Origin of the sequence: Buchananella hordeovulneris (assembly GCF_001907235.1) — a bacterium.
GTDB lineage: Bacteria > Actinomycetota > Actinomycetes > Actinomycetales > Actinomycetaceae > Buchananella > Buchananella hordeovulneris.
Genome location: NZ_MQVS01000004.1, coordinates 122,965 through 138,323, shown reverse-complemented (window position 1 = coordinate 138,323; position 15,359 = coordinate 122,965). Strand labels below are relative to the sequence as shown.

At 67.4% G+C, this 15,359-nt stretch carries 11 protein-coding genes; 9 read left to right on the top strand and 2 right to left on the bottom strand.

Annotated features, from left to right (window positions below; genetic code table 11):
- Window positions 1–104: 104 nt before the first annotated feature.
- Complete coding sequence (locus BSZ40_RS05310; RefSeq protein WP_073824035.1) at window positions 105–2,312, bottom strand: NADP-dependent isocitrate dehydrogenase; 2,208 nt, start codon at window positions 2,310–2,312, stop codon at window positions 105–107.
- A 269-nt stretch (window positions 2,313–2,581) separates the two neighbouring features.
- Between BSZ40_RS05310 and BSZ40_RS05305 the strand changes: the two genes are divergently transcribed.
- From BSZ40_RS05305 to BSZ40_RS12360, 7 genes are all read left to right on the top strand, one after another.
- Window positions 2,582–3,565, top strand: a complete 984-nt coding sequence (locus BSZ40_RS05305; protein WP_073824033.1) for an ABC transporter permease — start codon at window positions 2,582–2,584, stop codon at window positions 3,563–3,565.
- Window position 3,566: 1 nt separating this feature from the next.
- The gene (locus BSZ40_RS05300; protein WP_084542654.1) at window positions 3,567–4,544 is read left to right on the top strand and encodes an ABC transporter permease; all 978 of its coding nucleotides are present in this window, start codon (window positions 3,567–3,569) and stop codon (window positions 4,542–4,544) included.
- The gene (locus tag BSZ40_RS05295; RefSeq protein WP_084542653.1) at window positions 4,541–6,667 is read left to right on the top strand and encodes an ABC transporter ATP-binding protein; all 2,127 of its coding nucleotides are present in this window, start codon (window positions 4,541–4,543) and stop codon (window positions 6,665–6,667) included. Before BSZ40_RS05300 ends, BSZ40_RS05295 begins: the two co-directional genes overlap by 4 nt.
- 212 nt (window positions 6,668–6,879) lie before the next feature.
- Entirely contained in the window at window positions 6,880–8,562 is a 1,683-nt protein-coding gene (locus tag BSZ40_RS05290) for an ABC transporter family substrate-binding protein (RefSeq protein WP_073824031.1), read from the top strand.
- A gap of 89 nt (window positions 8,563–8,651) precedes the next feature.
- Window positions 8,652–9,248: a PH domain-containing protein gene (locus BSZ40_RS05285; RefSeq protein ID WP_158020868.1), complete on the top strand. Its 597-nt coding sequence runs from the start codon at window positions 8,652–8,654 to the stop codon at window positions 9,246–9,248.
- Between the two features lie 146 nt (window positions 9,249–9,394).
- Complete coding sequence (typA, locus tag BSZ40_RS05280) at window positions 9,395–11,305, top strand: translational GTPase TypA (protein ID WP_073824027.1); 1,911 nt, start codon at window positions 9,395–9,397, stop codon at window positions 11,303–11,305.
- Between the two features lie 5 nt (window positions 11,306–11,310).
- Entirely contained in the window at window positions 11,311–13,542 is a 2,232-nt protein-coding gene (locus tag BSZ40_RS12360) for a VanW family protein (RefSeq protein ID WP_073824025.1), read from the top strand.
- Between the two features lie 10 nt (window positions 13,543–13,552).
- Here BSZ40_RS12360 and BSZ40_RS05270 read toward each other — a convergent pair whose 3' ends face one another.
- On the bottom strand, window positions 13,553–13,807 hold the full coding sequence (locus tag BSZ40_RS05270) for a hypothetical protein (RefSeq protein WP_245793863.1): 255 nt from the start codon (window positions 13,805–13,807) through the stop codon (window positions 13,553–13,555).
- 52 nt (window positions 13,808–13,859) lie between these two features.
- On the opposite strand from BSZ40_RS05270, the gene fdxA reads away from it, so the two are divergent.
- Window positions 13,860–14,207 (top strand): ferredoxin, encoded by a 348-nt coding sequence (fdxA, locus tag BSZ40_RS05265; protein ID WP_073824023.1) that lies wholly within the window; start codon window positions 13,860–13,862, stop codon window positions 14,205–14,207.
- Window positions 14,204–15,346, top strand: coding sequence for a succinyldiaminopimelate transaminase (gene dapC / locus BSZ40_RS05260; protein WP_073824021.1), 1,143 nt, complete (start codon window positions 14,204–14,206; stop codon window positions 15,344–15,346). The genes fdxA and dapC overlap by 4 nt, the downstream gene beginning before the upstream one ends.
- The last annotated feature ends 13 nt before the right edge of the window (window positions 15,347–15,359 follow it).

Below are 15,359 nucleotides of genomic sequence, written 5' to 3'. Positions count from 1 at the left end.
GACTGGTGTAGACGGTCGGCAGCGTAGCGCCTACGGCTGGGCGAGCGCCCCCACTGCGCTGGCCGGGAGCAGGATTGGGGGCGCTCGCCCTGGGACTGGGGTCGCTAGAGGGCGGCCAGCAGGTTGTTGAACGCCTCAATGGGGCGCAGCACGGCCGCCACTTTGCTGGTGTCAGGGTGGTAGTAGCCACCCAAATCGACGCTGCGTCCCTGGGCGGCCACCAGCTCGGCCGCGAAGGCTTCGACGTTCTCCTCCAGGGCGGCCGCCAGGGGGGCGAACTTGGCAGCCATCTGCGGGTCGGTGTCCTGGTCGGCTAGGGCCCGCGCCCAATAGGTGGCCAGCCACAGGTGGGAGCCACGGTTGTCTATCTGCCCCACTTGCCGCGCGGGGGAGCGGCCCTCCAGTAGCACTCGCTCGGTGGCCTGCTCCAGTCCGGCGGCCAGCAGCTCGGCGCGCGCATTGCCGTGCAGGTGGGCCACCTGCCGGAAGGACTCGGCCAGGGCGAGGAACTCACCGAGGGAGTCCCACCGCAGGTAGTTGTGCTCCCGGAAGAAGGCCACGTGGCGGGGGGCGGAGCCGCCCGCTCCGGTCTCGAACAGGCCGCCGCCGGCCATCAGCGGCACGATGGACAGCATCTTGGCGCTAGTGCCGAGTTCCAGGATCGGGAACAGGTCCGTCAGGTAGTCGCGCAGCACGTTGCCCGTCACCGAGATGGTGTCCGTGCCGCGGCGCAGGCGCGCTAGCGTCGTGCGGGTGGCGCTGACCGGGTCGGCGAACGTGATGTCCAGGTCGGCGGTGTCCAGCTCCGCCAGGTAGCCGGTGGCCAGCTCCTGCAGGTTGCGGTCGTGGGCCCGGGTCGGGTCGAGCCAGAAGATCGCGGGGGTGGCCGAGGCGCGGGCCCGCCGCACCGCCAGGGCCACCCAGTCGCGGATGGCGGCGTCCTTGGTGCGGCACAGTCGCCAGATGTCGCCGCTGGCCACCTCGTGGCGCAGCAACACCGTGTCGGTGCCGTCCACCACCTCGATGACGCCGTCCGCCGGCACCACGAAGGTCGTCGGGTGTGAGCCGTACTCCTCGGCCTTGCCCGCCATCAGGCCCACGTTGGGCACGGTGCCGAGGGTCTGCGGGTCGAGGGCGCCGTGGGCGCGGCAATCGTCGATGACGGCCTGGTAGACGCCCGCGTAGGAAGAATCGGGGATGACCGCCAGCGTATCTGCCTCCTCGCCCTGCGGCCCCCACAGGCGGCCCCCGTTCCGAATCATGGCGGGCATCGAGGCATCAACGATGACGTCGCTCGGCACATGCAGGTTCGTCACGCCCTGGGCGGAGTTGACCATCGACAGGCGTGGACCGTCGGCCAGCTCGGCGTCGAAGGCGGCTCGGATCTGCGCGCCGTCGGCCAGCTGCTCCAGGCCCGCAAAGATCGTGGCTAGCCCGTCCTCGGCGTGCAGGCCCGCCGCCGTCAGGGCCTGCCCGTGCGCGGCGAAGGTGCGCGGGAAGAAGGCGCGCACGGCGTGCCCGAAGAGCACCGGGTCGGAGACCTTCATCATGGTGGCCTTCAGGTGCAGGGAGAACAGCAGGTCCTCGGCGCGGGCGCGCGCCACCTGCGCGGTCAGGAAGTCGCGCAGGGCGGCGGCCCGCATGACGGTGGCATCCACGACGTCGCCCGCCTCGCTGGCCAACGGCCCGGCCAGCACCTCGGCCCCTTGTGCGGTGACGTGGCGGATGGTCAGCTGGGTGGCGGCGGGCAGGACGACGCTTTGCTCCCCGGCCCGGAAGTCGTCGCCGGACATGGTGGCCACGTTGGTGCGGCACTGGGGGCTCCAGGCGCCCATCCGGTGGGGGTTGGCTTGGGCGTAGGCCTTGACCGCGCGTGGGGCGCGGCGATCGGAGTTGCCTTCGCGTAGCACCGGGTTGACGGCGCTGCCCTTGATGGCGTCGTAACGCCGCCGGATTTCGGTCTGCTCCGGGGTGGTGGGGGAGTCCGGGTAGGCGGGGACGGCGTATCCCTGCCCCTGCAGCTCGCTGATGGCGGCCTTCAACTGCGGCAGCGAGGCCGAGATATTGGGCAACTTGATGATGTTGGCCTCCCGCTGCTGGGTCAGTTCCCCGAGCTCGGCGAGGTCGTCGCTTTGTCGTTGGCTTGGCTCCAGCTGCTCGGGAAAGGCCGCGAGGATGCGCCCGGCCAGCGAGATGTCGCGGGTGACGACTTCGATGTCGCCTGTACGGGCGAAGGCTTCCACGATGGGCAGTAGGGAGGCGGTGGCCAGGGCGGGGGCCTCGTCGGTGTAGGTGTAAACGATGCGAGACATGCAGTCCTCCGTGAAAAAATATCTTGACGTCAAGATTACTCGACGGGGTCGAGCGGTGCAGTCGCCGCGGGTTTTGCGATAATTTTACGTTGCGTTAATCAGTGCGTGGCACGCTCTGGGGGTGTACCTTGGGGCCGGAGAAACAACGGGGTCGCTGCGTCGGTCGGCAGAAAGGTTGACAACAAGGTATTCTTCGCCGAACGGGAGGGCCTGACCTGCCCGTAGGTGCCTGCTGTGGTGCCGCCCAATGACCTCAGGAAGTAAGCAATATGCCCATTTACCTGCTAAGGCGGATCATCAATTACTTGATCCTGCTCTCGGTTGCTGTGTTCCTGGCCTACATTCTGGCCGCCACCCAGCTGAACCCGCGCTCCTTGTTTGAGGTGCGCAACCCGCCGCTCAACCCGGAAGCCATCGACGCCTCGTTGACGGCGCTGAACCTCAACGACAAGGTGCCGTTGCTGGACCGTTTCGCGACCTGGGCGGAGGGCGTCTTCCGGCACTGGGACTGGGGGAAGAAGCCCGACGGCGGCGATGTCACCGCTGAAATAGGACGGCGTATCTTCGTCTCCCTGCGCTTGGTCACCCTCGGGGCCTTCATCGGAATGGGCTGTGGCGTGGCGCTCGGAGCCTGGACCGCCACGCGCCAGTACAAGCTCTCCGACCGGGCCATCTCGATCGCCTCCCTGGTGATCATCTCCACCCCCACCATGGTCATCGCCATCCTGCTGCAGGTCATCGCCGTGCGCATCAACCAGGCCACCGGCTCCAACTTCTTCGAGTTCCTTGGTGAGACCGGCAAGATCGGTAACTACCCCGGGGCGTGGTTCTTCGACCGCCTGCAACACCTCCTGCTGCCGACCATCTCAATGTCGCTGGGCTCCATCGCGATCTACAGCCGCTACCAGCGCAACCTGATGCTCGACACCCTCGGGGCGGACTACGTGCGCACCGCGCGCGCCAAGGGCCTGCGCAAGGGCACCGCCGTGCGCCGCCACGCCCTGCGCACCGCGCTGATTCCCATGGGTACCTACTTCGCGTTTGCGGTGGCTTCCCTGGTGCTGGGGGCCTCCATTACCGAGCGGGTTTACGGTTGGCACGGCATGGGGGTCTACGGCGTTGACGCCATTAGCAAGCAAGACGTACACGGGGCGGTGGCCGTGGCCGCCTTCTCCGGCACCTGTACCCTCACTGGTGCTTTCCTCTCCGACGTCCTAGTGGCGATCATCGACCCCCGAGTGCGGGTGAGCTGACATGAGCGAAAAATTCGTAGAGAGCCACGCGGACGAAGCCCGCGAAGTGGTAGAAAACAGTGAACAGGCAGCCATCGTTGGGGTGACCACCCCCAAGAAGGACGCGGTGGAGCGCATGAGCCGCCGCAAGCTGCTGTGGCGTCGCTTCAAGCGCAACAAGACGGCCATCGTCGGCCTGGTGGGTTTGACCCTGGTCATTTTGCTGGCCGTGCTCGGCCCGGTTTTCTCCCCCTGGGAGTTCACCAAGTCTGACCGCACCGCCTTCCTCAAGCCGCCCAGCCCCCAGCACTGGTTTGGCACCAACTCCGGTGGCTACGACATGTTCGCCATGACGGTGGAGGGATTGCGGAAGTCGCTGCTCATCGGCTTCATCGTCGCCGGGCTGCAGACCACCATCGCGGCCCTCGTGGGCGCCTCGGCCGCCTTCTTCGGCAGCTGGTTCGATAAGTTGGCGCTGTGGGTCGTGGACCTGCTGCTGGTGATCCCCTCGTTCCTGATCATCGCCATCATCACCAAATCCGCGGCCGGTACCAACAATTCGGTGTGGTTCCTGATCATCCTGCTGGCCGCGTTCGGCTGGATGCTCTCGGCCCGCGTCGTGCGCTCCCTGACGCTGTCGGTGCGCTCCCTGGATTACGTCACCGCCGCCAAGTTCATGTCGGTGCCGTCGTTCTCCATCATCGTGCGCCACATCCTGCCCAACATTTCCTCGCTGTTGATTATTGACGCCACGCTCGGGGTAGCCAGCGCGGTGCTGGGAGAGACCGCGCTGTCGTACTTCGGCTTCGGGGTGCAGGCCCCGGAAGTTTCCCTCGGCACCCTAATCGCCGCGGGCCAGCCCAAGGCCCCCACTCACCCGTGGACCTTCCTGCCCCCGGCAGCGGTGCTGACCTTGGCGCTGGTGTGTGTCAACTTTGTGGGTGATGGCGTACGAGACGCCCTCGACCCGTCGTCCAAGTCCGCAGGAGGCAAGGCGTGAGCAAGGAACAAACCCTGCAGGTGGCGGAAAACAAGCTGGACCTGCCCGTGGCCACCCCCGGTGTCCCCGTCCTGCAGGTCAGCGACCTGAATGTGCGGTTCCCCTCCGAGGATGGTTTGGTCCACGCCGTGCGCGGAGTAAATCTCACCGTCAATCAGGGTGAGGTGCTCGGCATCGTCGGTGAATCGGGGTCCGGCAAGTCCGTCACCTCCATGTCGGTGATGGGGCTGCTCGACGAGACCGCCCGGCTGAGCGGTTCCATCAAGCTGCACGGCACCGAGCTGTTGGGGCGGGACGACAACTACATGTCCCGCATCCGCGGGCGGCAAATGGGCATGATCTTCCAGGATCCCCTCTCCGCCCTCACTCCGGTGTACACCGTCGGCGATCAGATCATCGAGGCCCTGAAGGTCCACCAAAAGATGGGGGACGCCGAGGCCAACGCCCGGGCCCTAGAGCTGTTGGACCTCGTGGGCATCCCCAACCCCAAGGTGCGGTTGAAGGCGTTCCCGCACGAATTCTCTGGTGGTATGCGCCAGCGCGTCATCATCGCCATCGCTATCGCCAACAATCCGGACCTGATCATTGCCGACGAGCCGACGACGGCCCTGGATGTGACCATTCAGGCCCAGATCATGGATGTGCTGCGCACCGCACAGCGGGAGACCGGTGCTGCCATCATCATGATTACCCACGACCTCGGGGTCGTGGCCGGCATTGCCGATCGGGTGGCCGTCATGTACGCCGGGCGGGTGGTGGAGACCGGCGGAGTGGAAGAGGTATTTACTCGCTCCCAGATGCCTTACACCATCGGTTTGCTCGGTTCGCTGCCCCGCCTGGATGGGGAAAAGGACGTACTGACCCCGGTGGAGGGCAACCCCCCGTCCATGCTGGACCTGCCCCCGGGGTGCCCCTTCGCGGCCCGCTGCCCGATGGCGGAGGATAAGTGCCGCACCGCTGAACCCGAGCTGTTGACTAGCCCCACCACGGCGGATCACCAGGTGGCTTGCTGGCGTGCCCGCGAGATTGTCGAGCAGAAGCTGGAGTACACCGACATTTACCCGGTGCCGGAGATTCCGCCCGCTAAGATCGCCGAGATTCCCCGCGCCGAGCGCGAGACGGTGCTGGAGGTCACCGACCTGGTCAAGCACTTCCCGCTGCTGAAGGGGGCAGTCTTCAAGCGCCGGGTTGGCACGGTGCGGGCGGTGGACGGCCTGAGCTTTGACGTGCGCAAGGGCGAAACCTTGGCGCTGGTGGGCGAATCCGGGTGCGGTAAGACCACCACGCTGATGGAGGTCCTCAACCTCGTCAAGCCCCAAGAGGGCAAGATCGTGGTGCTTGGCCGGGACTCGATGGAGCTGGGGCGCAAGGATCGCAAGGTGTTGCGGCGGGATGTGCAGGTGGTCTTCCAGGACCCGATGGCTTCCCTCGACCCGCGCATGCCGATCTTCGACATCATCGCCGAGCCGATGCGCTACAACGACGTGCCCAAGGCCGAGATTCCGGAGCGGGTGGCGGAGCTGATGCGCCTGGTCGGTCTGGAACCCAGCCACGTCAACCGCTACCCGCGAAACTTCTCCGGTGGGCAGCGCCAGCGCATCGGCATCGCCCGCGCGCTCGCCCTGGAGCCGGCCCTGCTGATCCTGGACGAGCCGGTTTCCGCCCTGGATGTGTCCATCCAGGCCGGGGTGATCAACCTGCTGGAGGAGTTGAAGGGACGGCTCGGCCTGTCCTATCTCTTCGTCTCGCACGACCTGTCGGTGGTGCGGCACGTGTCGGACCGGGTGGCCGTCATGTACCTGGGCAAGATCGTGGAGATCGGCGATGTCGACAGCGTTTTCGACGCCCCCACGCATCCCTACACTCAGGCGCTGCTGTCGGCGATCCCGATTCCGGATCCGGTTAAGGAGCGTTCCCGGGAGCGGATTTTGCTGCAGGGCGATCTGCCCTCGCCAGCCAATCCGCCCTCCGGCTGTCGTTTCCGCACCCGCTGCCAGCGGTTCCTGATGCTGGGAGAGTCCGAGCAGCAGCGGTGTTTGGAACAGATGCCGCCGTTGGAGGCGTCGGTGGGCGACGATCATCAGACGGCCTGCCACTTCCCGGAGATCATCAACGTGCTGTAAGCCCGGCCGGGGGTGGGAAATGTGAGATTTCCTGCCCCCGGCTTTTGCTTTTCCCACAATCTGGTGCGGCACGGGAAACAGTTGAGTAACGATTTACCAAATGGCGGAGCGATCTCGCTGGGTGGACGCTGGGTGTGGTTAGGTATGCCGGGTACGCATCACGGCGAAGTCCCTAGCACCTCGTCGCCCCAGCAATGAAGGAGGAACGCAGTATGCGTCTGTATTCCAAGGCCGCGGCGGTGGCCGCGATTGTCGGCCTCGCGTTGGCCGGTTGCAGCGCCAGCACCGAGACCGGTGGCGGGCAGGAAGGCGGGGCCGCCCACGAGTACGGCCCGGCCAACATCAACCCGCAGGACCCCGCTTCCCTGAAGGACGGCGGCGAGTTCCGCATGGCCATCGAGACCATGCCGGACCAGTGGAGCCGGGCTCACGTGAACGGCAACACCAATGACAACAAGAAGCTGCAGGACTTCATGCTGCCGGGCAACTTCATCGTCACCCCGGAGGGCGAGTTCGAGGTCAACAAGGACTTCGCGGAGTCGGCCGAGGCCGTGGAAAAGGACGGCAAGACCGTCGTCACCCTCAAGCTGAACCCCAAGGCTATCTGGAACGACGGTTCGCCGATCACGGTCGAGGACTACATCGCCACCTGGAAGGCCCAGAACGGCTCGAACAAGGAATTTGCGGTGGCCTCCACCGATACCTGGGAGCCGGTGGAGTCCGTGGAGAAGGGCGCCAACGAGTTCGAGGTCATCATCACGTTCAAGTCCACCGCTCCGGACTGGCGTACCGCGGCGGGCGGCGCCTACCACCGCGACTCGATGGCGGACCCGAAGACCTTCAACGAGGGCCAGGTCGGTGAGATGAAGGCCGAATGGTACACCGGCCCGTTCAAGGTGGAGAAGTACGACAAGGCCGCCAAGGTCATCACCTACGTGCGCAACGAGAAGTGGTGGGGCGAACCGGCCAAGCTGGAGCGCATCCAGATTCGCGCCGTGGACAGCGCCGGCCAGGCCACGTCGTTCACCAACGCCGAGCTGGACTACCTGGAGGCCATCGACGCCTCCCAGTACGAGCTGCTGCAGACCCGGCCGGACGCCGAGACCCGCGGGGCCACCTCCCCGCAGTGGCGGCACTTCACCTTCAACTCCAAGGCGGGCCTGCTGAAGGATGTTGAGCTGCGCCGCGCCATCGTCAAGGGCATCGACCGCGAGGCCATCGCGGAGTCCGACCTCGCGGGCCTGCCGGTGACCCCGAAGACCCTGATGCTCGGCAACCACTTCTTCATGCCTGCGCAGGCCGGTTACCAGGACAACGGCAAGGACTACGCCTTCGACCCGGAGAAGGCCAAGGCCGAACTGGAGGCCCTGGGCTGGAAGCCGGGCGCCGACGGCATCCGCGAGAAGGACGGCCAGCGCCTGACCCTCGGCTTCACCGTGCTGTCGGGCATCTTCACCTCGGAGAACGAGGGCAAGCTCTTCCAGGAGCAGATGAAGGAGATCGGCGTCGAGGTGAAGCTCGACAACGCTGCCCCCGCGGACTTCTCCAAGATTCTGGACGAGGGCTCCTTCGAGATCATCGCCTTCAGCTGGGTGGGTACCCCCTACCCGATGCACAACATTGGCCAGATCTACGGCAGCGGCTCCGAGTCGAACTACGCCCAGATCGACGACCCGAAGATTGACGAGTACGTCAAGCAGATCGGTGCCGAGATGGACGTGGAGAAGCGCCGCCAGCTGACCAATGAGGTCGACAAGCTGATCTGGGACAACGTCCACACCCTGCCCATCTACAACCGCGTGCTCTTCACCGGGGTGCCGAAGACCCTGGCCAACTACGGCTCCTTCGGTATCTCCTCCGAGCAGCACGAGAAGATCGGCTACACCGCCGAGTGAGGCAGTGTCGCTAATTTGCTGGGCGGGGGTCGCGTATGCGGCCCCCGCCCGCACTTGGTTTAGCCGGGGCGGCCGCCCATAATGGGCGGGTGAAAGCTCCCCGCGTTGTTTGCCGCTCCCGCTTCGCTCTACTCGGCTTCGGGGTGATGGTGCTAGCCGCCGCCGCCATGGTGGCGGCGTTTTGGGGCAACGGTGGCTGGGCGGAGCTGGGGCGCGACGTGGTCTTCCCGGTGGCCCTGTTGGTGGCGGTGGGGGCGCTGTGGGTGTGGCCTTGCGTCGTCGTCGACGACGACGGCGTCCTAGTCCGAAACATCTCCCGCACCTTTTGGATTCCCTGGGCGGATTACGAGGGCGTCGAGTCGCATTGGGCGCTGAAGTTGTTGACCCGGCGGCGGCCGGTGACCGCCACCGCCTGCCCGGCGCAGGGTGGGGCCAATCGGAGCTACCGGCCGGCCAGCCTGCCGGACCTGTACTTCGCCGCCGAGCAGCCCGTGGTGCGGCTGCACGGCGACTCGCGCCTGGTGGCCGAGCTGATCAAGCTGCGCTCGCCCCACTGGGCCGAACAGTCGCCCACCGCGGCAGCCGCCCAGCCCGCCGCCGAGTTTTCCGCCCGGTGGAACCTCGGCCTGCTCGGGGTGCTGGCCGCCACCGGCGCGGCCCTAACCGCGCGCCTCCTGCTGGGGTGAAGCGGCCCCCTTTTCGCCCCTGAGGGCGGGCGGGGCGCCCCAAATTGCGTGGGCAACGGCACGCCGCCGCTGGCCACCGGCTAGCGTGGGGACTCGGTACGCTTCTGGGGGCGAAATGCCCCCAATTCCCACAGTTAAGGACTTGTATGCCGCAGCGCCCCGATATCCGGAACGTCGCCATTGTTGCTCACGTAGACCACGGTAAGACCACCCTGGTGGACGCCATGCTGTGGCAGGCCGGAGCGTTTAGCGCCCACGATGGGGCAAAGGCCGGGGAACGGGTCATGGACTCGGGTGATCTGGAGCGGGAAAAAGGCATCACCATCCTGGCAAAGAACACCGCGGTGCACTACACGGGCCCGGCGGCCCAGGCGCGCGGGCTGACGGCGGGCGTGACGATCAACGTCATCGACACCCCGGGGCACGCCGACTTCGGGGGCGAGGTTGAGCGGGGCTTGTCCATGGTCGACGGGGTGGTGCTGTTGGTAGATGCCTCGGAGGGACCACTGCCGCAGACCCGTTTCGTGCTGCGCAAGGCGCTGGCCGCGCACCTGCCGGTGATCATCGTCGTCAATAAGGTGGATCGGGCCGACGCCCGCATCAGCGAGGTAGTCTCCGAGGCCACCGACTTGCTGCTGTCCCTGGCCTCCGATCTCGCCGACGAGGTCGAGGTGGACCTAGAACAGCTGTTGGACGTGCCGGTCATCTTCGCATCGGCCAAGGCGCGGCGTGCCGACACCGTGCAGCCCGCCGACGGGCAGCTGCCCGCCAACGCGGACCTGGAGCCGCTGTTCGCCACGATCTTGGAGCGGATCCCGGGGCCGAGCTACGCGGAGGACGCCCCCCTGCAGGCGCACGTGACCAACCTGGATGCCTCGCCGTTCCTGGGCCGCCTGGCGCTGCTGCGGATCCACAACGGCACCCTGCGCAAGGGACAGCAGGTGGCGTGGGTACGGCACGACGGCACCACCCGCAATGTCAAGATTGTGGAGCTGCTGAAGACCGTGGCCCTGGACCGGGTGAGCGCCGAGCAGGCCAGCGCCGGGGACATCGTGGCGGTGGCCGGCATTGAGGACATCACCATCGGGGAATCGCTGGTGGACATTAACGATCCGCGGCCGCTGCCCCTTATCAAGGTGGACGATCCCGCGATCTCCATGACGATCGGCATCAACACCTCCCCGTTGGCGGGCAAGGTCAAGGGCGCCAAGGTTACCGCCCGGCAGGTGAAGGACCGGTTGGATAAGGAACTGGTGGGTAACGTCTCGCTGCGGGTTTTGCCCACCTCCCGGCCGGACGCCTGGGAGGTGCAGGGGCGTGGGGAATTGGCATTAGCCATTCTGGTGGAGCAAATGCGCCGGGAGGGCTTCGAATTGACCGTGGGCAAGCCGCAGGTTGTCACCAAGCAGATCGACGGGGTGACGCACGAGCCGGTGGAGCGCATGACCATCGACGTGCCGGAGGAACACCTGGGGGCGGTCACGCAGCTCATGGCGGCCCGCAAGGGTCGCATGGAGAACATGGCCAACCACGGCACCGGGTGGATCCGCATGGAGTTCCTGGTCCCGGCCCGCGGCCTGATCGGCTTCCGCACCAAGTTCCTCACGGAGACGCGCGGCACCGGCATCGCCTCGTCGATCGCCGAGGGTTACGAGCCGTGGGCGGGAGCCATCGAGCACCGCACGACTGGCTCGCTGGTGGCCGACCGCGCGGGGGCGGTCACGCCGTACGCCATGATCAACCTGCAGGAGCGCGGTTCTTTCTTCGTGCAGCCCACCTCCTTGGTCTACGAGGGGCAGGTGGTGGGGGAGAACTCCCGCAACGAGGACATGGATGTCAACATCACGAAGGAAAAGAAGCTGACCAATATGCGGTCCGCCACCGCCGATTCGTTTGAAAACCTGGTGCCGCCGCGGGTGTTGACCTTAGAGGAGTCCCTCGAATTTGCCGCCGAGGACGAGTGTGTCGAGGTCACCCCGCTGGAGGTCCGCATCCGCAAGGTGGTGTTGGATGCCACGGAGCGCGCCCGGATTGCCGCCCGGAAACGGAAAGGCTGACCGCTATGAGTGACGAAATGGCCCGCCCCGGTTTGCCACCGGAGGATTTCCCGGGGCAACACACCCGCCCCCGCTCGCCCGCCCCCGGGGAGGCGACAGAGAAGCTATCGGCCCCGGTGGTGGCCGAGCTGGTGGCCGAGGCACTGGCCGCCTCCCAGCCGCCCACGCCGCTCGCCGCTGCCCCCGCGGAGGCGGGGGAGGAGACGGTGCGGCTGGCGCGGCCCGCGGGGCCGACCCCCACCGCCACCAGCCACAACGTGCCCGGTGCGGGGGCCGCTGCGGGGGGCCTCCAGCCCCAGGACGACCAGACCCGTCCCTTGGCCCGCCCGGTGGGCACGGCCGGGACGCGGGCTGCGCAGACTACGCGCCTGCCTGCCGTGTCGGGGCCGCCTGCCCCCGCCGTGCCGCCCGCCCAGGCACCGGTGGCAAGCCCGGTCGTCGCCCGGCCGCCGACGGCGAGCGGCGCCGCGGCCGCGGCGGCGGCCCACCAGGCCGACGGCAGCCCCGCCGCACCTGCCGACGGCCCGGCCTATTCGCGGGGAGCAGGGGGGTTGCCCCCGGAGCAGGCGGCCCCCGCCCGGCGCCGCTGGCCAATCTTCGTAGCCGTGGGGGTAGCCCTGCTGGCTGTCGCCTACATCGTGGTGGCCCACCTGCTGGCGGGCAACATGCCTAACGGGCTGGTGCTTTCCGGGGTACCGGTGGGTGGGCTCGGGCGGGACGAGGCCCTGCAGCAGTTGGAGGAGGGCCTCCAGGGCGAGCTCACGGCACCGGTGGTCCTGCAGGTGGGGGACAAGCGCGTCGAGCTCGACCCGGCCGCGGCGGGCCTGCGGGCGGACCTGGCGGCCTCCGTCGACCGATACACCGAGGTCTCCTACCTGCCGCAGGACATCTTCAGCCACTTGTTTGGGGCGCAGGCCACCAATGTGGAGACGGTCGTCGACAAGGCGGCGCTCCGCCAGGCGCTGACGGAGGTGGCCCCCCAGTTGACCACTGAGCCCCGGCCGGGCGGACTGCACCTGGAGGGGATCGAACCGATTCGCACCGAGCCCGCCACGGGCCTGGCCCCCGATCTGGAGGCCAGCGTCGAGCTGGTGGCCGATAAGTGGCTGGCGCAGGTGGGGCCGCTGCAGCTGCCCGCCCGCGCCACCGAACCCAGCATCACGGGGAAGGCGGTGGACGAGGCGGTGGGCTTGGCGCGCACCATCACCGGGGCCCCGGCGGCCGTGGTGGTGGGCGACAAATCCCTGTCCTTCACCCCCGAGCAGCTCGCCGCCCTGGTCTCCTTCGAAGCGCGGGACGGCAAACTGGTGCCGCAGATCAATGTCGAGCGCCTGCACGAGCGGGTGCACAGCGAACTGCCGGGGGCAGAAGTGGCGCCGGTGGATGCCAAGTTCGTGTTCGAGGGCGGCAAGCCCAAGCTAGAGCCGTCGGTGCCGGGCGCCAAGATCGAACCCGACAAACTGGCCGCGGCCCTGCTGCAGGCGGCCAGCAGCAAGTCCGATCGCAATGCGCGCCCTGACCTGGTGGAGCAGGAAGCACAGTTCACCACGGAGGCGGCCGAGAAGCTCGGCATCAAGGAAGTGATCGTGGAGTTCTCCACGCCGCTGACCGAGGAGCCGCAACGCACGGAGAACATTCGGGTGGGCTCGGAGAAGATCACCGGCACCTTGATTAAGCCGGGGGAGACGTTCTCGCTGGAGGAGTCCCTGGGACCAGTGGAGCTGGAGACGGGCTTCGTCGACGCGGGGGTGATCGTGGACGGCCTGCACTCTTCGGCGCTCGGCGGCGGGCTGTCGCAACTGGCCACCAATACCTTTAACGCGGGTTTCCTGGCCGGGTTTGAGGATATTGAGCACAAGCCCCACTCCGAGTATCTCGATCGCTACCCGGCCGGGCGCGAGGCCACCCTGTGGACCGGCAAGCACGACGTGAAGTGGCAAAACAACACCGAATACGGGGTTTTGGTGCAGGCCGGAATAAGTAACGGCGAGGCGTGGATCAAACTGTGGTCGACCAAATACTGGGAAGTGACCACTAACACGTCGGATCGTTACGATTTCGTAGCCCCGATTACCCGTTACTCCACCGACCCGCGGTGCGAACCGACGGGGGCGGGCAACTCGGGATTCTCGGTGACCGTGGAGCGCACCCGCAGGCACGGGCAGAAGACGGAGACGCAGTCCTGGGAGACCCGCTACGTGGCGTCCGACGAAATTATCTGCGGCCCGCAGCCCTAAAAACCTGCCGCTACGAGGCGGGGGGAGCAGGTGTGGGTGCCGCCCAGGACGGGGCGGGCGGCACCAGCTTGCCGGAGACCATCTTGGTGGCCGGCACGACAACGTCCCCCCTGCGGGTGCGGATAGTGACGTGATCTGGGGCCACTTCTAGCAGGTCGCCGAGGGCATCGTAGAGGCCGTCGGCCTCCCGGCGCCGCACCACCACCCGTTGGCCGACCCGCCAGCTCAGCCAGGGCAGGGGGGGCGGAGGCGAATTATTAGTCATGATGAGCGCTACTCTAGAGCGGCAGTGTGAGGAACAAAAGGAGGCAGTCAAAATGACGTACGTCATCGCTCAGCCGTGCGTGGATGTGAAGGATCGCGCGTGCGTCGATGAGTGTCCCGTCGACTGCATTTACGAGGGGGCCCGGTCGCTCTACATTCACCCCGACGAGTGCGTGGATTGCGGGGCGTGCGAGCCGGTGTGCCCGACGCTCGCGATCTTCTACGAGGACGACGTGCCGGAGGAGTGGAGCGACTACTACCGGGCCAACGTCGACTTTTTCAGCGACCTGGGCTCGCCCGGGGGCGCCTCGCGCTTGGGGCCGGTGGACAAGGACGATGCGATGATCGCCGCCTTGCCGCCGCAGAACGTGGAATACCGCGCCGAACACGGGCTGCCGTGAGCGCGCTGCCGCGGCCGCTGCCGCTGCCGGATTTCCCCTGGGACTCGCTCTTGCCCGCCCGGGCAGTGGCCGCTGGTCACCCAGACGGGCTGGTTGACCTCTCGGTGGGCACGCCCGTCGATGCCACCCCGGCGGTGGCGCAGGCGGCCCTGCAGGCGGGAGCCGACGCGCCCGGCTATCCGGTGACGGTCGGCACGCCGCAGGTGCGGCAGGCCATCTGTGCCTGGTTTGCGCGGCGGCGGGGGGTTGGCGACCTCACGGACGCGGAGGTAATTCCCTCGATCGGCTCGAAGGAGGCGGTGGCACTGTTGCCGCTCCTGCTGGGGGTGGGCCCGGGGGACAAGGTGCTGCTGCCGCAGATGGCCTACCCGACCTACGACGTCGGGGCCCGCCTGGCGGGGGCCGCTCCGGTGCCGGTGGGGCCAGACCCGGACACGTGGCCCACCGACGCGGCGCTCGTCTGGTTGAACTCGCCGGGCAACCCGCACGGGCACGTGTTGGGGCGGGCGGAGCTGGCCCGGATCGTGCAGTGGGGACGGACGCACGGGGCGCTTATCGTCAACGACGAGTGTTACGCGGAGTTGGCCTGGAGTGAACCGTGGGTCAGCCAGGGGGTGCCCTCGTTGTTGGATCCAGCGGTGGTGGGAGACAGCCGGGCCGGGGTCCTAGCCTTGTATTCGCTCTCCAAGCAATCCAATCTGGCTGGCTACCGGGCCGGGATCATTGCGGGGGCGGCGGATTTGATTGCGCATATTGTGGAGGGGCGCAAGCACCTGGGCTTGCTGACGCCGGCGCCCGTGCAGGCGGCCATGGTGGCCGCCCTGGCGGATGATGCGCACGTGGCGCGGCAGCGGCAGGTTTACGGGGCCCGCCGGGCGGCCTTGCTGCCCGCTCTGCAGCGCGCTGGTCTGGAGGTCGATCCCGCGACCGGGGCGGGCTTGTACATCTGGGGGCGCGTGCCCGGGTGCACGGGCCGCCAGTTGGTGGAGCTGTTGGCGGTGCGCGGCATCCTGGTGGCGCCCGGCGATTTCTACGGCGAGCAAGCAGCCGACTTCGTGCGAATAGCGCTCACTGCGAGTGACGAACGCATCGCCGCGGCTGTGCAGCGATTGACGGACAATCCCCTGACCCGCGGCTAGTTTGGCAGACGTA

What these genes read in the sequence shown, in the direction of transcription:
- BSZ40_RS05270 (WP_245793863.1), bottom strand. Translation starts at nt 13,807, where the DNA reads ATGACTAATAATTCGCCTCCGCCCCCCCTGCCCTGGCTGAGCTGGCGG.
- BSZ40_RS05300 (WP_084542654.1), top strand. Translation starts at nt 3,567, where the DNA reads ATGAGCGAAAAATTCGTAGAGAGCCACGCGGACGAAGCCCGCGAAGTG.
- fdxA (WP_073824023.1), top strand. Translation starts at nt 13,860, where the DNA reads ATGACGTACGTCATCGCTCAGCCGTGCGTGGATGTGAAGGATCGCGCG.
- BSZ40_RS12360 (WP_073824025.1), top strand. Translation starts at nt 11,311, where the DNA reads ATGAGTGACGAAATGGCCCGCCCCGGTTTGCCACCGGAGGATTTCCCG.
- BSZ40_RS05310 (WP_073824035.1), bottom strand. Translation starts at nt 2,312, where the DNA reads ATGTCTCGCATCGTTTACACCTACACCGACGAGGCCCCCGCCCTGGCC.
- typA (WP_073824027.1), top strand. Translation starts at nt 9,395, where the DNA reads ATGCCGCAGCGCCCCGATATCCGGAACGTCGCCATTGTTGCTCACGTA.
- BSZ40_RS05305 (WP_073824033.1), top strand. Translation starts at nt 2,582, where the DNA reads ATGCCCATTTACCTGCTAAGGCGGATCATCAATTACTTGATCCTGCTC.
- BSZ40_RS05290 (WP_073824031.1), top strand. Translation starts at nt 6,880, where the DNA reads ATGCGTCTGTATTCCAAGGCCGCGGCGGTGGCCGCGATTGTCGGCCTC.